19 protein-coding genes are annotated in these 17,904 nt (G+C 36.4%); 8 read left to right on the top strand and 11 right to left on the bottom strand.

Features of this window, described 5'->3' with window-relative positions:
• The 3 genes from UGRO018_RS16020 to UGRO018_RS16010 all read left to right on the top strand — a co-directional run.
• Positions 1 to 255 (top strand): transposase (locus tag UGRO018_RS16020; RefSeq protein WP_416327515.1); only part of this gene is annotated, 255 nt, incomplete at its 5' end.
• Between the two features lie 11 nt (positions 256 to 266).
• Positions 267 to 713, top strand: a complete 447-nt coding sequence (locus UGRO018_RS16015) for a transposase (protein ID WP_416327514.1) — start codon at positions 267 to 269, stop codon at positions 711 to 713.
• Positions 700 to 930 (top strand): hypothetical protein, encoded by a 231-nt coding sequence (locus UGRO018_RS16010; protein WP_416327513.1) that lies wholly within the window; start codon positions 700 to 702, stop codon positions 928 to 930. The genes UGRO018_RS16015 and UGRO018_RS16010 overlap by 14 nt, the downstream gene beginning before the upstream one ends.
• A 246-nt stretch (positions 931 to 1,176) precedes the next feature.
• On the opposite strand, the gene UGRO018_RS16005 is transcribed toward UGRO018_RS16010, so the two are convergent.
• The 7 genes from UGRO018_RS16005 to srtB form a co-directional block, all read right to left on the bottom strand.
• Positions 1,177 to 2,808 (bottom strand): DAK2 domain-containing protein, encoded by a 1,632-nt coding sequence (locus UGRO018_RS16005; RefSeq protein ID WP_416327512.1) that lies wholly within the window; start codon positions 2,806 to 2,808, stop codon positions 1,177 to 1,179.
• A 9-nt stretch (positions 2,809 to 2,817) separates the two neighbouring features.
• Complete coding sequence (locus UGRO018_RS16000) at positions 2,818 to 3,177, bottom strand: Asp23/Gls24 family envelope stress response protein (RefSeq protein WP_416327511.1); 360 nt, start codon at positions 3,175 to 3,177, stop codon at positions 2,818 to 2,820.
• 83 nt (positions 3,178 to 3,260) lie between these two features.
• Complete coding sequence (locus UGRO018_RS15995; protein WP_416327510.1) at positions 3,261 to 4,055, bottom strand: cell division protein FtsQ/DivIB; 795 nt, start codon at positions 4,053 to 4,055, stop codon at positions 3,261 to 3,263.
• Positions 4,043 to 4,945: a UDP-N-acetylmuramate dehydrogenase gene (gene murB / locus UGRO018_RS15990; protein ID WP_416327509.1), complete on the bottom strand. Its 903-nt coding sequence runs from the start codon at positions 4,943 to 4,945 to the stop codon at positions 4,043 to 4,045. The genes UGRO018_RS15995 and murB overlap by 13 nt, the downstream gene beginning before the upstream one ends.
• Complete coding sequence (murG, locus tag UGRO018_RS15985; protein WP_416327508.1) at positions 4,945 to 6,027, bottom strand: undecaprenyldiphospho-muramoylpentapeptide beta-N-acetylglucosaminyltransferase; 1,083 nt, start codon at positions 6,025 to 6,027, stop codon at positions 4,945 to 4,947. Before murG ends, murB begins: the two co-directional genes overlap by 1 nt.
• Positions 6,028 to 6,095: 68 nt before the next feature.
• Positions 6,096 to 7,178 carry a putative lipid II flippase FtsW gene (ftsW, locus tag UGRO018_RS15980; RefSeq protein WP_416327507.1) on the bottom strand — a complete coding sequence of 361 codons (1,083 nt, stop codon included), beginning with the start codon at positions 7,176 to 7,178 and terminating at the stop codon, positions 6,096 to 6,098.
• A 241-nt stretch (positions 7,179 to 7,419) separates the two neighbouring features.
• Entirely contained in the window at positions 7,420 to 8,205 is a 786-nt protein-coding gene (gene srtB / locus UGRO018_RS15975) for a class B sortase (RefSeq protein WP_416327506.1), read from the bottom strand.
• A 221-nt stretch (positions 8,206 to 8,426) separates the two neighbouring features.
• Here srtB and UGRO018_RS15970 point away from each other — a divergent pair, with 221 nt between their 5' ends.
• Genes UGRO018_RS15970 through UGRO018_RS15950 form a run of 5 tightly spaced genes read left to right on the top strand, consistent with a single transcriptional unit; the run spans position 8,427 to position 12,282 of the window.
• Positions 8,427 to 8,696 (top strand): autorepressor SdpR family transcription factor, encoded by a 270-nt coding sequence (locus UGRO018_RS15970; protein ID WP_416327505.1) that lies wholly within the window; start codon positions 8,427 to 8,429, stop codon positions 8,694 to 8,696.
• 1 nt (position 8,697) lies between these two features.
• The gene (locus UGRO018_RS15965; protein WP_416327504.1) at positions 8,698 to 9,354 is read left to right on the top strand and encodes an SdpI family protein; all 657 of its coding nucleotides are present in this window, start codon (positions 8,698 to 8,700) and stop codon (positions 9,352 to 9,354) included.
• A 5-nt stretch (positions 9,355 to 9,359) separates the two neighbouring features.
• Positions 9,360 to 10,085: an ABC transporter ATP-binding protein gene (locus tag UGRO018_RS15960; protein WP_416327503.1), complete on the top strand. Its 726-nt coding sequence runs from the start codon at positions 9,360 to 9,362 to the stop codon at positions 10,083 to 10,085.
• On the top strand, positions 10,078 to 11,724 hold the full coding sequence (locus UGRO018_RS15955) for a putative ABC transporter permease subunit (protein WP_416327502.1): 1,647 nt from the start codon (positions 10,078 to 10,080) through the stop codon (positions 11,722 to 11,724). Before UGRO018_RS15960 ends, UGRO018_RS15955 begins: the two co-directional genes overlap by 8 nt.
• A 3-nt stretch (positions 11,725 to 11,727) precedes the next feature.
• On the top strand, positions 11,728 to 12,282 hold the full coding sequence (locus UGRO018_RS15950; protein ID WP_416327501.1) for a DUF3783 domain-containing protein: 555 nt from the start codon (positions 11,728 to 11,730) through the stop codon (positions 12,280 to 12,282).
• 31 nt (positions 12,283 to 12,313) lie between these two features.
• Here the strand turns inward: UGRO018_RS15950 and UGRO018_RS15945 are convergent, their stop codons facing one another.
• The 4 genes from UGRO018_RS15945 to UGRO018_RS15930 form a co-directional block, all read right to left on the bottom strand.
• Entirely contained in the window at positions 12,314 to 13,045 is a 732-nt protein-coding gene (locus tag UGRO018_RS15945; protein ID WP_416327500.1) for a helix-turn-helix domain-containing protein, read from the bottom strand.
• Positions 13,046 to 13,162: 117 nt separating this feature from the next.
• Complete coding sequence (locus UGRO018_RS15940; protein ID WP_416327499.1) at positions 13,163 to 15,025, bottom strand: ABC transporter ATP-binding protein; 1,863 nt, start codon at positions 15,023 to 15,025, stop codon at positions 13,163 to 13,165.
• Positions 15,018 to 17,264 carry an ABC transporter ATP-binding protein gene (locus UGRO018_RS15935; protein WP_416327498.1) on the bottom strand — a complete coding sequence of 749 codons (2,247 nt, stop codon included), beginning with the start codon at positions 17,262 to 17,264 and terminating at the stop codon, positions 15,018 to 15,020. Before UGRO018_RS15935 ends, UGRO018_RS15940 begins: the two co-directional genes overlap by 8 nt.
• Positions 17,261 to 17,725, bottom strand: coding sequence for a MarR family winged helix-turn-helix transcriptional regulator (locus UGRO018_RS15930; RefSeq protein ID WP_416327497.1), 465 nt, complete (start codon positions 17,723 to 17,725; stop codon positions 17,261 to 17,263). Before UGRO018_RS15930 ends, UGRO018_RS15935 begins: the two co-directional genes overlap by 4 nt.
• Positions 17,726 to 17,904: the final 179 nt, after the last annotated feature.

Genomic DNA, 17,904 nt, shown 5'->3' with positions numbered 1-17,904 from the left:
TTCACTCTTCATACTTTTGGAAGAACACTGAATTTTAATCCACATATACACTGTTTAGTTACGGAAGGTGGTATGGATGAGGAAAATCACTATAAGGCTATTAACTATATCAATTACGAAACGCTTAGAAAATCTTTCATGAAACAACTGCTTGATAATATTAAAAAATTTTATACTGATCATCCTAAAATTTGCGCAAAATCAAATCGCTTATCAATCAGCTGTATAAAGATCAAAAAAATGGTTTTTATGTAAATGCTTCTAAAATGAAATCAAAAAGTGGAAAGAATGCTGTTGTTTCTTACATCATTCGTTATACTGGTAGACCTGTTATGGCTTCTTCTCGTATCCTCAATTATGATAAAGATAAAAAGATGATTCATTATTATTATGAACATCACAAGACGAATGTTGAAGAAGATATATTTGAGTTTATGAAAAAGTTGATTATGTATATACCTGAAGCTCAATTTAAAATGATTCGCTACTATGGCATCTATGCTACTTGTAACCACCATCACAAAGATGAAGTAAAAAGGAAACTAACCTTACAGAATAACACTCACTTAAAAAAGATCTCATATCGACAAGAGCTAATTGACACCTTTGATACAGATCCATTACTTTGTGAGTGTGGACATTATATGGAATATATAGATTACTGGGTACCCACATCTAAGAGAAGAGGAGGATTGAATTATGACGATACCTAAGTTAGATGAAAATGCTATTTATGATATCCAATTAGATTCAATACAGAAGGACAACTATATTGATATGTGCTGTTCTAATTGTGGTTATGAAGAAAAGATGCCTGAATGGTGTTATGCTGAAGAAGCTGATTTTTTATTAGATGAAGGTGACCCTGAACCTCCAACCTGGCAGTGTCCAAAATGCTATGAGGATACACTCGTTAGAAAACCCGATTAATTCTTAAATTTATTTAGCTTTTTTCATTTAAGCGTTTTTATGCGCTTTTTTTGTTTTATGCTTCATCTCTTATTAAGAGAACTTTCCTTTCAAATAAAAAAGGAGATCTATTTGACCTCCCTTTTAACTTAATATATTGGAATAATGTAAAATATTCTGTTCCGCATCCAGTAGTTCCGTATCCAACTTCATATTGATTGAATGTAGGTTTACCATCTATAGCATTTTGAACCATTTCTGCTTTTATTATTCAACACCAATAATGAAACTATATACAGGTTGTTGTCCATTATTTACTTCTACTTCTACGTCATATTTCTCTTCGATATAAGTTGCGATATCTTGTGCTTCTTCTTCTTTGATATCTTCACCATATACCAAGGTAACAATTTCACTGTCATCATCGATCATTTTATCAATTAATTGACGTGTTGTTTCCATTTTATCTGGAAGAGATACCACGATATCTTTTTCTTTGATACCCATGAACTCTCCAGCCTTAATTTCCATACCTTCAAATGTAGTATCTTTGATAGCGTAAGTTACCTGACCTGTTTTTACTAACTCAATAGCATCTGTCATTTCAGATAAATTCATATCAAAATCTACATCTGGATTAAACATGATACATGCACTTAATCCTTGAGGAATTGTTTTTGTTGGAATTACGTGAATATTTTGATCTTCACATACCGTCGCTGCTTGTTGAGCCGCTAATACGATATTTGAATTATTCGGTAAAATAAAGATGTTTTCTGCATTCACTTTATTTACAGCTTCTACAAAGTCCTCAGTAGATGGATTCATTGTCTGTCCTCCACTGATTACGTAATCTGCACGAAGTTCAGTAAACATTGATTTCAATCCATCACCTGCTGCAACTGTGATGATAGCATATTTTGATTTAGGTTTTTCTTCTTTGACAGCCTTTTCTACAGTTGCATTTTCCATGATGTTCTCATGTTGCTCCTGCATGTTTTCTACTTTTAATTTTGCGAATTCTCCATAGCGCTGTCCTAAATTCAAGGCATCTCCAGGTGTTAAGGTGTGTACGTGAACTTTTACGATATCATCGTCTCTTACACATACGATGGAATTACCGATTCTAGCAAGAGAATCACGAAGTGCCTCTTCCTTGAATGTTCTTTGTGCATGTTCGCTCAAACGAATGATAAATTCTGTACAATAACCGAATTCTTCACTTTCCATGCCTGCTCCGGCAACTTCACTTGTTGCAGTTGTTTCCTCTTTTTGAATGACAGTTCCTTTTAATGCAGAAACAAATCCTTCAAAAATAGTAACAAGACCGGCACCACCACTATCTACAACACCTACTTCTGCTAATACAGGTAAAAGTTCAGGTGTACGTTTTAAACTTTCTTTTGCTTCCTCCAACATTTTTTTCATGACAGCCAAACAGCTAACATTTTCTGTTGTTGTCGCAAATGCATACGTATAATCTGCAGCCTCTCGTACAACGGTAAGGATCGTTCCTTCTACCGGACGCATAACTGCCTTATAAGCAACACGACTTCCGGTAACCAATGCATTCGCCAATTGGAATCCATTGATTTCTTTCATACCATCTACGCCCTGATAAAGTCCACGAAAAATCTGTGAGGTGATAACACCGGAATTTCCACGAGCTCCCATCAATAAGCCTTTTGATAATACTTTCGCTATTTCACAAACATCATCACTTGTACAAGCCAAAGCTTCTTTCACTCCGGCATTGAATGTCAATGACATGTTTGTACCGGTATCCCCATCAGGAACAGGGAAAACATTTAGTGCATCGATTTCACTAAACTTGTTAGACAGCAGGTTTGCACCACTTGCCAGCATGTCTTTCAATATTTGTCCATTGATCATTTCCATAGTGGCTACCTACTTCATCACTTTCACATCTTGAACATAGACATTGATTTTATCAAAGTCTAATTCCAAAGATTTTTCTAACATGTATTTAACACGTTCCTGCACTTCGTGAACAACCTCACTGATCTTCACTCCATGAGAAACAATAATATATAAATCTAATTCTAGAGCATCGTCCTTCTGACGAACAACAACACCTTTTGCGTAATTTTCTTTTCCCAACAGCTCAGCGATACCATCTTTTACAAATTTCTGACTAGCCATACCGACAACGCCATAGCATTCTGCAACAACTCCACCTGCTAAAGATGCAATTGCATCGATAGAAATATTGATATTTCCATACTGTGTACTTTTAGAGATTGACATAATATTCCTCCTTACATCTTAGTTATTATATCAAATAACCTTATAAATTCCAACCATTCCACATCAAATAGGCAAGAAATCCTTTAAAAATCCGAACAATCTTCGGTATGAATATGTGCCGTAGCATCATCTAACAGAAGACATAAACGTTCTTTCTTCTTGCCTTCCTTCACGTTTTTCAGCACACCTTCTTTATAGTTGTTTAATAATGGCATTGATGCATAATCTGTATAGATGATATTTCCATCTTGCATAATAAGCTTTACCATATGTTTATCATAACTTGCCGCATAAGGATGTATTTCTGATATCATTGCCATCATATCTGCAGTTACTGCTCTGTTTTTCACAACAAAGCTTTGCGCCAGTAGTTTTAATTGGTCATCTTCAAAGCCATCGATCAACGGAAAATGAACAATTGCACCTAGATTTTCACTTGTGATTTCAATGTTTGAACCATCTTGCACCAAGGCATAGTTTTTGTCATCTTTGATAAAATAGCCAATGATCGTTTTTTCCTTTACATGAATTGTAATTGCTCCACCAAGCGTTTTCTTTACCTCTACATCTTCTAATAACGAATCCTGTTTCAGTTTATATTCAATAAAAAGTTTTGGTGTCACTATGTAGCGGGTGTGATAAGAAAGACCGGCTTTCTTTAACACCTCTTCTTTGGTATAAAACAGATTTCCTTCTACCTCCAAGCTTTTCACCTTACTGGCATCACTTGAAAAGTAAAGAACACCGATCACCACGATGATCAATAATGAAATCATACGAATTTTTCTTCTTCGTTTTTTGCGTTTCTTTTTTTTATTTTGTAAGGCAAGAAACTTTGCTTCGACATCGTTATATAATAGATCGTTTATATCTTCCAATTGAATTTCTCTACTTCCGTAATCAAATCAATGTCGAATTGTTCCTTGACTTCTTTTTGTATCATTTCTACTAAGGCATGAATATCACTGGCACTTGCATTTTCTTCATTCACAATGAAATTCGCATGCTTTTCACTTACCATAGCACCACCAACACGTTTTCCTCGATATCCTATTTTTTCGATTAGTTCCCATGCTTGAGCATTGGCAGGATTACGGAACATGCTTCCCGCACATGGCTTATTCAAAGGCTGAGAATCCATTCTTCTTTTTCTTCGGGAATCCATAAGATCTCGAATTTCTTTTTGATCACCTTTTTCAAGTTTTAATCTTGCTCCAATAATGATCCAATCCTTATTTAATTGAAAATCACTATGACGATAACGATAATTTAAATCATCCTTTTTCATCGTTACGATCATACCATCTCTTAAGACATAAACTTCTTCCAGTATATTGGAAAAATCACTTTTATAGGCTCCGGCATTCATGAATACCGCACCACCAATGGTTCCCGGGATACCACTTGCAAATTCTAATCCGGTAAATGCATTTTTCATAGCTTCATGTGCTAGCAAGACCGTAGAACAGCCTGCCTGTACAACAACTGTACCATCTTCTTCAAAGTAAAAATCAGTAAAGTACCGATCAAGATCAATGACAGCTCCATCATAATCTTCATCACTACATAAAATATTACTGCCTTTGCCAAAGATCTTTACTTCAACATGGGCTTCTTCTAATATATCCAAAATTCTCAATAAGCTTAATTCACTTTTGGGATATATAAAGTATTTACAGCATCCTCCGATCCGAAAGGTCGTTTTTTTACTTAAGGGTACCTGACACTCTACATCTCCATAAGCTTCCAAGCGTTTTTCTAACATCATTACCTTTTCACCTTTACCATTTCTTCACACCAGTTCAAGATATCCTCACTTGCGTTTGGTTTACCTAGTGCTAGCGCATTCTCTCTCATTTTTTTTCTTAATTCATCATTTTTCATGATCATATCAATTTTTGATACCAACGTTTTTGCATTCAAATCTTTTTCTTCAATCATAAAAGCAGCGTGCTTTTCCACTAACACGGACGCATTATAAAATTGATGATTATGTGCAACATAAGGACTTGGTATTAAAATACTAGGTGTACCTAAAGCAGTGATTTCAGCGGCTGTCGTAGCTCCTGCACGGCATACGATCAAATCAACATGCTCCATGATATCTAATTGCTTCACATAATCTACTACGACGATATGTTTTTGATGTACCGCCGCTTTCATTTCTTTATAATTGTTCTTTCCTGTCACAAACAGTACTTGATATTTTGAATCGATTTCCGGTAAAGCATCCTTCATCATTTCATTGACACTTGTGCTCCCCAAAGAACCCATGACCACAAGAATCGTAGGTTTAGAAAGGCTCAAGCCTAAAGATTTATAATACGTTTCATCAAATTTGACATGAACTGCACTGGTTGCTCTTGGATTTCCCAACAATCTTGTACGTTTGATACCAAATTCTTCAAAACATTTTTCATAACAGATGACAATGCCATCCATTTTTTTTGCTACCAGTTTATTTGAAACTCCTACGATAGAGTTCTGCTCATGTATCATTGTCTTCACTTTTCGTTTGTGTGCAGCCAGCATGACCGGTGCACTGACATATCCGCCGAATCCAATCGCAATATCTGGATGGAATTCGTCTATGATATGAAGAGCTTTGCGATATGCTTTGATCATCAAAGTGATGGCCTTTGCTTTTTGAATCGGATTTCCCGTTAATCCACTTGCATGCAATGCACGAAATGCATAACCATGAGCAGGGACCTCCACACTTTCCATTCGATCATCGTTTCCTACGAATAGAATCTCAACATCCTTATAACGATTTCTGGCAGCATCAGCTAAAGCCAGGGCAGGATATATGTGCCCACCAGTACCACCAGTGGCAATCAGCATTCTCATCTCATCACTCCTTGTTTTTTATTATACCATGTATCTTGTACTTTTCGCATATTTTTTTATATTTTTGGCTATCGTTCATTTGCGATACTGATCAATAGTCCCATGCTTCCCATCATAACAACTAAGGAGCTTCCACCATAGGAAATAAATGGCAATGTGATACCTGTAACCGGAAATAGTCCTACAACTACCCCCAGATTGATCATAACTTGAATCGCAAATAAAGAAATCAATCCGATGGCTACATAACATAGAAAAGGGTCTATACAACTTTTGGCGATTTTCACACCTTCATAAATTACCAAAAGAAATAGAAATATCAAAAACACACAACCGATAAAACCAAATTCTTCCGCAAAGATGGCAAAGATAAAATCGGTCTGAGGCTCTGGTAAATAGAAATGTTTTTGCATACTTTGATCAAACCCTACTCCCAAAATGCCCCCGGGACTGATTGCAAACAAAGACTGTATGATTTGAAATCCTGCGCCTAAGGGATCTTTCCATGGATCAAGGAAGGATGTAATTCTCGCAAGACGATACGGTGCGGAAATGATCAATCCACCTAATCCGGCCGCCCCCAACATACCGACTCGAACAAAATAGGATAAGGGTGAATCAGCGGCCAAGACCATAACGACGATCGAACACACCATAACGATACCACTACCAAAGTCAGGTTGAAGCAAAATCAAACCAAAACCCAATGCCACTAAGAAACATGGAAATAACAAATCTCTTTTGAAGGTCTTAATACGATAGCGCTTTGCCAAATAATCCGCAACATATAAAATGATCGCAATCTTAAAAAATTCCGATGGTTGAATCAAAAAGGACCCTACACCAAACCAGCTTCTACTACCGTTACGTTGAACACCGAGGCCCGGAATCAATACCAACAATAACGCAATCGTACAAACAATAAACATTCCTTTCACATGACCTCTTAACTTCATCAAAGAGATCCTGCTCGTCAACCACATAACAAAGCAACCCAACAACGCAAATACGGCCTGCCTACTCATAAAATACATAGGATCTTGAAATTTTGCTTCAGCCCATACTCTTGAACTGCTTCCTACCATAATGACCCCAATCAAAACTAAGATCATGATTTCTATCGTTAAGCGCCTACCTTTTTTTGTAAACACCAATACCACCTCAATCAAGTCTATGCGAAAAAACATAAAAAAAGTCGTTTTCTTAAAGTTTCCTTTGCGTACATCCTAAACAAGAAAATGACCTATATCATGTCTTCTAAGCCGAAATATTTATCATAGATCACTTTTTGCCTTTTTTCTTTGGGAATTCTAGTGAAAAAAAGCAGAGCAACTTATATTCAGTTTGCTCTACTCCTATGCTTTGCTCTATTCCTTTTCATTATTTGCTTTATCACTTTTTATCTACCATATATGCGCCATCCCATGCTTCCATCTTTGCATGCAATAGATATCTGGCATCACTGATCTCACCGCCACGTTCATAAGAACAGGTAGACAATGTGATCATATGTTGGGTTTCATCCACTTCTACTTCTCGTTTATTTTCCGCAAGCCCTTTGACCATATCTACATAATTCAAATAACTTTGAGCATCGCCTGTATACGTCGAATAGGAAGCACTTTGATCAACGGTTGAATACATACTAATGACAACACATCGATAATTTCCATCTGGTGTAAACAAATAAATATACGGATGTGCTTCATAAAAGGCAGCGTCTTTAAAGTTTTCTAATTCCGCAAACATCGTACCATGCTTTACATTATGACCGTAAATAAAGGTATTAAAGTTTTGAAAGGTCGGATCTGATTGATAATCCATAAAGATTGCTCCTGCGTAATTTTCTGCTTTCAAAAAAGTATGAGTTAGATAATAGGCATTATCGCTTCCATGAACGATCGGATAATTGATATCGGTGTCTGGAATGATGATCCAAGCACAAATATCAGGATTTCGTTCTTGTAAAGCAGCCCAATCAATGGTAAACGGTTCTTCTTCCGGTTTTGGATTTTCTGGAATATTGGCAATGGTCGTCAACGTCTGCTTTTCTTTCTTTTCTTGATGGTTTTGAGAAAAGATATGATATAACTGATATCCACTATATACAAAAACGCACAATGCAACGACAAACAATAAGCTCCATATCCATTTATTTTTCTTCTTTTTCTTTTCCATATGATAAGCAACTCTCTTTCTCTTTGTTATATTTTATCATAGAACCTGCTTTTTTTCCTCTTAAATGATACAATTAGCATCTGTTTTCGATAAAATAAATAATATTTATGCAAAATAATAAGAAAAAGAATAAAATGCAGATGTTTTTATTTACAAAACATATATCCTGTGCTATCATTCATTTAGACATTTATCTAAATGTTCTAAAGTGAGGTGATGGCATGGGGTTTCAGGAAACATTCAAAGCGTTATCTGACCCAACGAGAAGAGAAATCGTTACATTATTAAAGGATGGTAAATTGAATGCAGGTGAAATCGTTTCACATTTTTCCAGTACCAATGCAACCATCTCTCACCACCTATCCGTTTTGAAGGATGCTGACCTTATTACTGATGAAAAGATCGGCAAGTATATCTATTATGAGCTAAACACCAGCGTCATAGATGAAATCATTGGCTGGATTACCTCGTTACAGAAAGGAAAAGAATGATATGAAAAAGCGTCGGGTATTCGTGTTGTTGTTGATCATTATGATGGTGACCACCTGCGTATTGTATCCACAGCTCCCTAACAAAATCCCATCTCATTGGAATTTTGATGGTATGATCGATGGTTATCAAGATTCATGGTTTTTATTTATTCCCATCCTTATTTATTTCATGATCACCGTGTTATTTTCTTTCTTAAGACATGTAGATCCACTCCATGATAACTATGCTAGATTCCAAAAAACTTATGATTCTATGATCATCGTATTATTATTTTTCATATTCAGTTTATGGTTGATCATGGCTGTTTCTGCTTTTTATCCAACTTGGATCGATATGAATCTTGTCATGCATCTATTGTTAAGTATGCTCTTTGTTGTTTTAGGTAATCTTATGCCGAAAATAAAAAGCAATTATTTCATTGGTATTCGTACCCCTTGGACATTGACAAATGAGTCGGTATGGTTCAAGACCCATCGAATGGCTGGAAAGCTTTGGTTTGTCGGTGGTTTTCTCATGCTACCCGCTATCTTTCTTCAAAACCAGGCATCTATCCTGTATATGATAGGAATGGTAATACTACTTGGTAGTATCCCATGTGTATATTCTTATGTCATCTTTCAAAAGATGGCACATTCCACAGAGAATGAGAAAGGATGAAATTTATGATTGAAATCAAAAATGTAACAAAAGTATATGGAGGTAAGCATAAAGCTGTCGATCAAATATCTTTGACGATACCAACGGGAGAAATCATTGGCTTTATCGGACCCAATGGTGCAGGAAAGACAACAACGATCAAAATGATCACAGGTGTATTAAATCCAGATGAAGGAGAAATCCTTATCAATGGGAAAAATATTGTCAAAGATCCTTTGAATGCAAAAAAAGAATTTGGCATCGTACCGGATAATGCTGATATCTTTCTTCGTTTGAAGGGTATTGAATATTTGAATTTCATGGGAGATATCTATGAGGTAGAAAGTGAAGTAAGAAAACAACGCATTGAGCATTATGCAAAAGTCTTTGAAATGGAAAATGCGTTAAATGATAAGATATTATCTTACTCTCATGGTATGCGTCAGAAAATCGTGATCATGGGTGTTTTGATATCTGATCCAAACGTTTGGATCTTAGATGAACCGATGACCGGCTTAGACCCTCAATCCAGCTTCTCTTTAAAAGAAATGATGAAGGAGCATGCCGCAAAAGGTAATACGGTATTTTTCTCTACACATGTATTAGAGGTTGCAGAAAAGCTTTGTGATAAGGTTGCCATCATCGATTCAGGTGTCATCGTATTCTTCGGTACATTGGAAGAATTAAAAGCACTTCATCCAAACTGTGACTCTCTGGAATCCTTGTTCTTAGAGGTCATTGGTCATGCATAAATTTCTCTCCCTTACGAAAGTGTTGATCAAGAACACAATGGGTATGTTATCCGATGGCAAAAGTAAAAAAGGATTCCAGATTGTCATCTATGTGATTCTTGCGATATGCTGTATTCCAATGATCGGTGTATTCTATGTTATGTTTGATAGTATGATAAAGGGAGCACTCATGATCGGGCAAGAGGGAGCTATGGTTGCGGCTGGATTTCATGCTGCTAATTTGGTAACCTTCGTCTTTTCCATCTTTTTGATTCCCAGTGTATTTTATTTCAGTAAAGACAGTGAAACGCTTCTAGCACTTCCAATCAAACCGGAAACCATACTGGCAAGTAAATTTGTGGTCTGTCTGATTTATGAATATGCGTTTAGCTTAGCGGTTTGTTTACCTTTATTCGCTGCTTACCTAAACCAAGTAGCCGTATCTTGGCAATTCTATATCTTTGCTCTACTTGTAGCATTGACGCTTCCTATTTATCCATTGATATTGAGTAGCATCATTTCGATGTTGGTCATGCGCTTTGTACCTTTCTTCAAAAACAGAGATCGTTTCAATATGATCGGTGGTATGTTATCTGTTGGACTTGCCCTTGCCTTTAGCATGTTCATGAATTCAGAAAGCATGCAAACCGCAGATCCACAAAAACTATTATACTTAATTTTAGAAGGAAACAACTCTTTGATTTCTATGTTTTCTTATTTATTTCCTAGCGTTCCATTTGCTGCTACGGCACTTGTTGATGGAGATTTTCTATCCATATTGATCTATCTCGTCATTTTGGTGGTTGCCGTGATCGTTTTCATCCTTATGGGAAAATATTTTTACTTCAAAGGAGCCATTGGATTTAATGAGACCGGTAGTAATCGTAAAAAATTAAGTGATAAGGATCTTCGTAAAACATCTCAAAGAAGAAATAAATTACACACCTATATGATGAAAGAATTCAAATTGATCTTTCGTACCCCTGTTTACTTTCTAAACTGTATTGGCAGTAGTGCGATCATGCCAATCCTATTTATCATCATGTATTATAGTGGAGCTTCTGATATGGATCTTTCTATGATGGAGTATGTATCTTTTGAAGGAACGCTACCTTATGCAATCTTGATTGGTTTGGCAGGCGGTATTCTATTTGCAAATATGAATTTAATTTCTGCAACTGCGATATCACGAGAAGGAAGCAATGTCATGTTTATGAAATATATTCCTATGGAATTTAAGGCACAGCTTCATGCGAAAGCAAATTGTGGTATCATCGTTTCCATACTTTCTATGTTGATCATGATCATCATCGGTTATATCATTTTCCCTTATTTACCACTCTATGATTATGTCGTATGTTTTCTTTCCAGTCTTATCACTTGCATATTAGGTAATTATATTGGTATTATGATTGACATGGCACATCCTAAGCTTGTTTGGGAACAGGAAGCGGCTGCAGTAAAACAAAATATGACCGCAATGATTGCGATGATGGGAGGAATGGCGTTATGCGCTATGATGGGCTTTATCATCTATATGCTTCCATTTGACAATATCATGGTAACTGCACTTATTTCACTGATTCTAATGCTTGCTTTGACTCTGTTATTTCATGTGCTTATGGATCGATCAGCCAAGAAATTATTTGAAAGGATTTAGATTATGAAAAAAGTTGTCTTATATTTTGGTGCTTCTAAAGAAAAACAAGCTTCTGTTTGTGCAATATTAAATGATCTACAGTTAGAACCTATGATTGCAACTGATGATGATCTAGGACAAACGGTTGGAGCTTTGATGAAGCTACCGGGTTATGAAATTACAAAAGAAACAGGAAATCCTGTTTCAATGGATCTTATGATTTTTGAGGACGCAACAGATGAAACGATTCAAGAATTCAATAAATTCAGTAAGCTTCTTCATTGTGAAATGAGGCAAAAAGCAATGTTAACAGATCATAATCGAACTTGGAAACTATGCGATTTGTTAAAGGAAATCGAAAAAGAACATGCCTATTTCGAATATGTAGAAAAGATTCATTCTTTATTGACACAAAGTCAGACCTTGATCATCGAGGAATATACAAAAGAATCTTGGAAACAATATGAGATGGCTTTCTATCAAGCTTATGATTCTTTACAAAAAGAACTTTCTCTAGAAGAAATCAAAGCTGTCTATGAACAATTTATGACAGCAAAAGAAAACTTACAAAGAAATTAGATAAAGCGTATGTGTAAAAACATACGCTTTTTTAATCATTCTTTTTACCAACGATATAGATGGAAATCACCATACCTCCCATTAGCATAAACATCAACCCATTCTTCATCATATCCCAATCCCCTGACCCAAACCAATATCGGATAAGAATACAGAGTAAAGGATACATCATCGCAATGAATAATAACCAAATCTTAGATACAAAACAAATTGCATACCAATTTCCATTATGGAAGGATAAGCCTGGTAAATGTAGTCTAACGACTCCTTGAGCATAAAAAGAAATATGATTTCCATCATAGTAACTAGGAAGATGATCTTTTATGAAAAAACTAAACCAACCGGCAAATCCTAAACTAAGGCAACAGACGATTCCTATCTCCTTCATCTCTTCTATATTCATACGCTGTACCATGAATAAATACAGACATTCTAAGCTACAGATGATAACCCCCAAGCAACATAGTACGATCCATCGTGTTCGCTTATGACTGACTTCTTTTTCTATACTTTCTTTTACTTCTTCTTGTTCTTTCATTGGAGCACCACGCTCTCCCTTTAACAATTCACTTACGCTAACCTCCAACACCTCGGCTAAAGGTATCCATAAGGATACATTAGGATAACTTAACCCTCTTTCCCATTTACTAATCGTTTTATCAGATACGTACAGTTGTTGGGCCAATTCATTTTGTGTCATTCCTTTTTGTTTTCTTATTTGTTGGACAAACAAGCCGAATTTATCATTGTTGATTTGATACATTTGCTACACCTCCATGAAACTATCATACAAGAACTGATGATGTAGTGCAATCGACCAACAGTAGAGAATACCTAAATAAAAAGACACAGCACAATTTCTTGTGCTGTGAAGTGTTATTTATTCTTCCTCAAATTGAGAATTGTATAGTTTTGTATAGAAGCCATCGGCTTTCATCAATTCTTCATGACTTCCTGCTTCTACAATATCTCCATCCTTCATAACAAGGATCAAGTCGGCATCACGAATGGTTGACAATCGATGGGCAATGACGAAGCTGGTACGATTTTCCATTAATTTTTCCATACCCTTCTGAATCAATACTTCTGTACGAGTATCTACAGATGAAGTCGCTTCATCCAAGATCAAGATCTTTGGATCAGATAAGAATGCACGAGCAATCGTCAATAACTGTTTCTGTCCTTGAGAAATATTACTGCTCTCCTCATTGATCACAGTATCGTAACCATGATCCAATGTACGAATAAAGTGATCTACATAAGCAGCATCCGCAGCTCTGATAACTTCTTCATCCGTTGCATCTAATTTACCATAACGCAAGTTTTCCATAATGGTTCCATTGAATAGCCATGCATCCTGTAATACCATACCAAACAAATCACGAAGATCTCGTCTTCTCATATCTGTAGTCTTGATACCATCAATATAGATAGAACCACTATTCAATTCATAGAAACGCATCAATAATTTTACGATGGTTGTTTTACCGGCTCCGGTAGGTCCAACGATAGCAATCTTTTTACCTGGTTTGATATACATAGAGAAGTTATTGATGATCGTTTTATCTTCTGTATATCCGAAATGTACATTTTCAAACGTAACTTGACCTTTGATATCTGTATTCCCATGTTCATCAAAAATCTCAACAGGGTTTGATGTTTCCGGTATTTCTTCCTCTTCTTCTAGGAATTCAAATACACGTTCTGCTGCAGCTGCAGTAGATTGTAACATATTCATAACTTGAGCTAATTGAGAAATTGGTTGATTAAAGCTTCTTACATATTGGATAAATGCTTGGATATCACCAATGGTTACAGATCCATTCGCAGCTAACCAACCACCTAATATACAAACTCCTACATAACCAAGATTTCCAACAAACTGTGTGATAGGCATCATCAAACCTGATAAGAATTGAGATTTCCATGCCGTTTCATATAAGTGATCATTGTGTTCGTTGAATTCTTGAACGGAACGCTCTTCTCCATTGAATGCTTTCATAACGATATGTCCGCTATACATTTCTTCTACATGTCCATTCACATCACTCAAATACTGTTGTTGGCGTTTGAAATATTTTTGAGAATGTTTGACAACTTGAGAAACCAAAATCAAGGATAATGGAATGATACACAATGCCATCAAAGTCATCTGCCAACTAATCGTTAACATCATGATCGGATAACCAATGATCGATACCACACTGGTGACGATTTGCGATAAGGATTGGCTCATTGAAGTCTGTAACGTATCCACATCATTGGTAATTCTCGACAACACATCACCATGGCTTGTGGAATCGAAATATTTAAATGGCATACGATCGATCTTTTCAGAAATATCTCTACGCAATTGATAAGCTGTTTTCTGCGTAATGGTTGCCATCATGATACTCATAACATAACTTAACAAGCCACTTAAGATATAAATACCGATCAAGATCACTATGATTTTCAAAATGTAATCAAAATCTATGGTTCCTTTATTTTGAACGATCTTTATAAATCCTTCTGCAAGCTCAGTGGTTGCTTTCCCTAATATCTTAGGTCCTGCAATATTTAAAATCGTTGCGATCGTTGCAAATACGACTGCAATCAAAATCAAAGGATAATATGGCTTCATAAAACGAATCAGTTTTTTCATTGTACCGGAGAAGTCCTTAGCCTTTACAACGGGGCGTCCTCCACCCATTGGTCCATGTCCTCGGCGGCCCATAGGACGTGCAGTAGTTTCTTTACTCATTTCCTAGTTCCTCCTTTGACAGTTGACTATATGCAATTTCTTGATAAACCTCACAGGTCTTCATCAATTCATCATGTGTACCGATACCCGCAACACTACCTTTATCCAAAACAACGATACGTTCTGCATGCATGATACTGGAAATTCGCTGTGCTACCAACAATACCGTTGCTTTGGTTTCCTTTGTTACTTCGGATAAAGCTGCACGTAGATTGGCATCTGTCTTAAAGTCCAACGCACTGAAGGAATCATCGAAAATATAGATTTCCGGTTTTTTCACAAGTGCACGAGCAATGGACAAACGTTGTTTCTGTCCACCGGACACATTGGTACCACCTTGTGCAATCGGAGTCGCAAAGCCTTCCGGTTTACTATCGATAAACTCAGTAGCTTGTGCAACATCACTCGCCATTTGTAGATCTTCTTTGGTTGCATCTTGTTTTGCATAGCGAAGATTAGATTCAATATCTCCGGAGAACAAGACTCCCTTTTGTGGTACATAACCGATCTTATCACGTAATTCATGTTGGGTAACATCACGAATATCTACCCCATCTACTAAGATACGACCATCGGTTACATCAAAGAATCGAGGCACTAGATTGATGATGGTGGATTTTCCACTACCCGTACTACCAATAAATGCTGTAGTTTCTCCCGGTTTTGCGGTAAAGCTGATATCATGCAACACATCTTCTTCAGCGCCTGGATATCTAAAGGATACATGTTCAAAGTCGATATAACCTTTTTGAGAGGAATCAAAATGTTTTGCATTCTTAGGATCTTTGATCATATTATCACAGCTTAATACGTCATAAATACGCTTTGCACTTACACTTGCACGAGGTAACATGACCGCAATCATCGCAATCATCAAGAATGCCATGATGATCTGCATACTATACTGGATAAATGCCAACATATCACCAATTTGAATATTTCCACTTGCGATTTGATGACCACCTACCCAAACGATCAATAGGCTTGCGCCATTCATGATGAACATCATAGCCGGCATCATAAAAGACATAGCACGATTGATAAACAGATTGGTTTTTAAAACCTTCTGGTTTACATCATCGAATTTCTTCTCTTCATGTACTTGTGTATTGAAGGCACGAATGACCGGCATACCTTCCAAGAACTCTCTTGTGACACTATTGATGGCATCGATCAATTTCTGATTGATTTTAAATTTAGGCATTGCTACACTCATCAACACACCAATCAAGCTCAGCAGCAGAACTACACATAAAGCAATGATCCATGTCATACTTGCTTCTGTATTCATCACATGAATGATAGCGCCGATTCCTATGATAGGTGCATATGCTACCATCCTTAAAAACATGATGATGACCATCTGAATCTGTTGAACATCGTTGGTCGTACGAGTAATCAAGGAAGAGGTAGAAAATTTATTGAATTCGCTACTAGAAAAGCTTTCTACTTTCGCAAATACATCTTTACGTAAATCCCTTGCAAAGCCAGCACCGATTCTTGAAGCGAATAAACCAACCAAAATAGCGGCAACTGCACTACACAATGCTACAAGTAACATTTTTGCTCCGGCATAGAGAATGTAATCGTTTTTCATACCATCTACATCCATACCGATTGCTTGATATTCAGCTTTGACCATGTTTGCTCCGGCAGCTCGATAAGTCGTATCTCCCATTGCACTTAATTCAGTATGAACTTCATCTTTTATTTTCTGTAGCTCCTCTGTTGGCATCATAGGTAAAATGGTATAGATATCTACACCGGCCGCAAGCATTTGTTTTACTTGCTCAGGCATATCCTTCATCATTTCATTGTCAGGATCCTTTACGGCTTCATCTAATCCGGATACCAGTGTCATAGGAACAACAAGGAAAGAATTCAGCTCTTCTCTTGTCTTATCATCAATATCATTTAACTGATATATGTTTTCATTTGACAATTCAGGATACTCTTTGATATCTTCTTTGGATGCTGTTTCACTCTTTAATAATGTATAGTTTGACTCAAACAGCTTTTGTTCTTTTTCATCCATGAAAATCTTCATTTTTTGATATTGATTTTCACGTATTACAGAAGGTACACCATCTAAAATACCTCCCTTTTGAATACCAGTATCTACGATATCTGACATCAAATCAGGTAACGCAAGTTCACATTGTGCCTGTCCAAATAATAATGCCACTACAACCAACAATGGCAAGATAAATGGTTTTAAATACTTCAATAACTTCGTCATTTGCAGGCTCCTTTCTCTCTGTTTTCTCTTTTACGCTTAGAAAATTCCACAGCTTTCTCCATAATACGCAAGAAATTTTCTGCGTCTTCTTCGCCCAGTGCTTCAATGAATTCATAGAGTGATTTTGTCATGTGCTTTTCACAGGTTTGCATAACTTCTTTTGCCTGATCACTCACCTTGATATACACACTTCTTCTATCATTTTCTAAAACGATACGTTCCACCCAGCCCTTCTTTTCATAACCCTTGATAAACTGGGAAACGGCAGCCGGTGTGACTTGTAAATACGTTGAGATATCACTCATTTTCACTAAATCCCCATCATTAATTGAAAGGATCGCATCTAACATCATGATATCCTTATGTCGTATTCTTGGATGATTATTCAATCCAGTAGCGTTTTCTTTCCGAAATGCATAAAATAAATGTGTCAATCTTCTTACTACTTCCATTTCATCCATTGTATCACCTCACGAATTAGTTAAGTTGCTTAACAATTAACTACCTTAACTATTATATGCAATCTAGCCTATTAGTCAACAACTTTTTCTCACTTCACATAAAATTCCCATGAAAGACAAATTTTACCATATTCCCCCTATTTTATACATAAGAAGCTGTAATCGGTTTCACTTTTCAT

The sequence above is a fragment of the Hoskinsella mucinilytica genome (assembly GCF_045223415.1).
GTDB lineage: Bacteria > Bacillota_I > Bacilli_A > Erysipelotrichales > Erysipelotrichaceae > Hoskinsella > Hoskinsella mucinilytica.
The sequence above is the reverse complement of the archived record's forward strand: the minus strand, read 5'-3'. Positions and strand labels throughout refer to the sequence as shown.

Coding starts and splice junctions, on each gene's coding strand:
- UGRO018_RS15940 (WP_416327499.1), bottom strand. CDS start 15,025: ATGAGTAAAGAAACTACTGCACGTCCTATGGGCCGCCGAGGACATGGA.
- UGRO018_RS15935 (WP_416327498.1), bottom strand. CDS start 17,264: ATGACGAAGTTATTGAAGTATTTAAAACCATTTATCTTGCCATTGTTG.
- UGRO018_RS16010 (WP_416327513.1), top strand. CDS start 700: ATGACGATACCTAAGTTAGATGAAAATGCTATTTATGATATCCAATTA.
- UGRO018_RS15930 (WP_416327497.1), bottom strand. CDS start 17,725: ATGGATGAAATGGAAGTAGTAAGAAGATTGACACATTTATTTTATGCA.
- UGRO018_RS16015 (WP_416327514.1), top strand. CDS start 267: ATGAAATCAAAAAGTGGAAAGAATGCTGTTGTTTCTTACATCATTCGT.
- UGRO018_RS16000 (WP_416327511.1), bottom strand. CDS start 3,177: ATGTCAATCTCTAAAAGTACACAGTATGGAAATATCAATATTTCTATC.
- murB (WP_416327509.1), bottom strand. CDS start 4,945: ATGATGTTAGAAAAACGCTTGGAAGCTTATGGAGATGTAGAGTGTCAG.
- UGRO018_RS15965 (WP_416327504.1), top strand. CDS start 8,698: ATGAAAAAGCGTCGGGTATTCGTGTTGTTGTTGATCATTATGATGGTG.
- murG (WP_416327508.1), bottom strand. CDS start 6,027: ATGAGAATGCTGATTGCCACTGGTGGTACTGGTGGGCACATATATCCT.
- UGRO018_RS15950 (WP_416327501.1), top strand. CDS start 11,728: ATGAAAAAAGTTGTCTTATATTTTGGTGCTTCTAAAGAAAAACAAGCT.
- UGRO018_RS15945 (WP_416327500.1), bottom strand. CDS start 13,045: ATGTATCAAATCAACAATGATAAATTCGGCTTGTTTGTCCAACAAATA.
- UGRO018_RS15970 (WP_416327505.1), top strand. CDS start 8,427: ATGGGGTTTCAGGAAACATTCAAAGCGTTATCTGACCCAACGAGAAGA.
- UGRO018_RS16005 (WP_416327512.1), bottom strand. CDS start 2,808: ATGGAAATGATCAATGGACAAATATTGAAAGACATGCTGGCAAGTGGT.
- UGRO018_RS15955 (WP_416327502.1), top strand. CDS start 10,078: ATGCATAAATTTCTCTCCCTTACGAAAGTGTTGATCAAGAACACAATG.
- UGRO018_RS15960 (WP_416327503.1), top strand. CDS start 9,360: ATGATTGAAATCAAAAATGTAACAAAAGTATATGGAGGTAAGCATAAA.
- srtB (WP_416327506.1), bottom strand. CDS start 8,205: ATGGAAAAGAAAAAGAAGAAAAATAAATGGATATGGAGCTTATTGTTT.